This is a genomic window from Bradyrhizobium sp. Ken51 (assembly GCF_055807435.1).
In genome coordinates, this window is the sequence record NZ_JBVVPB010000229.1 from 1 (window position 1) to 207 (window position 207).

At 58.9% G+C, this 207-nt stretch carries 1 pseudogene; it reads right to left on the reverse strand.

From position 1 onward, the window contains the following. Nucleotides 1-117 (reverse strand): annotated as a pseudogene (locus AC0L27_RS41590) (dodecin domain-containing protein); the annotation flags it as partial. Between the last annotated feature and the right edge of the window lie 90 nt (nucleotides 118-207).

The following is a 207-nucleotide window of genomic DNA, read 5'->3' on the forward strand; positions in this document are numbered from 1 at the left end:
GACGTTGAGCTTGGTGCGATAGGCCTCGACTTTTCCCTTGTCGTCCAGTTGCATATCGAGCTTGACCACCTCTGCAATGCGAAGATCCCGGAGGGATTTAGCGGCTTGCTCGACCGCATTGGCAGCCGCCGGGACGAGATCCGGTCGAGGTGCCGGCCATCTTGCCGCAGTACGAAAAAATGCGCCGTGTCCGGACTGACGTCATTC